This is a genomic window from Acinetobacter lwoffii (assembly GCF_024129855.1).
Lineage (GTDB): Bacteria > Pseudomonadota > Gammaproteobacteria > Pseudomonadales > Moraxellaceae > Acinetobacter > Acinetobacter lwoffii_L.
Genome location: NZ_JAMXXC010000076.1, coordinates 1 through 403 on the forward strand (window position 1 = coordinate 1; position 403 = coordinate 403).

Annotated in this window: 1 protein-coding gene; it reads right to left on the reverse strand. The window is 46.4% G+C overall.

Annotation, left to right across the window (positions count from 1 at the left end):
* Nucleotides 1–403 (reverse strand): transposase family protein (locus NI465_RS16565; protein ID WP_494399515.1); only part of this gene is annotated, 403 nt, incomplete at both ends.

Below are 403 nucleotides of genomic sequence, written 5' to 3' on the forward strand. Positions count from 1 at the left end.
TTAATGGCCGATGTAAATTCTTTGAGTTTCGCGCACACTTGGCAAACTTCTGATTGAAATGCTCAATAAAGCAGGGCAGCCAGGCATTTGCTTCTGCAATCGAACAGATGCCTTCCAGGCGCATCTCCTTGATCAAACGGTCCTGAAGGGTTCTATTCGCTCGCTCTACGCGACCTTTGGCCTGGGGTGAATTGGCGAAGATAATATCAATGTTTAACTCATTCAGAATCCGCCCAAATTGCGTGATCTGGCTGTCTTGCCTGGATTTCTGGTTGACTCTAAATACCGAGTGTTTATCGCTATAAAAGGCCAAGGGCTTGCCGTATTGCTCAATGTAGGCTCGGGTTGAAAGCATATAGTCAAAGGTCGTTTCAGCCTCACAAAAGCGTAGATGCAACAGCTT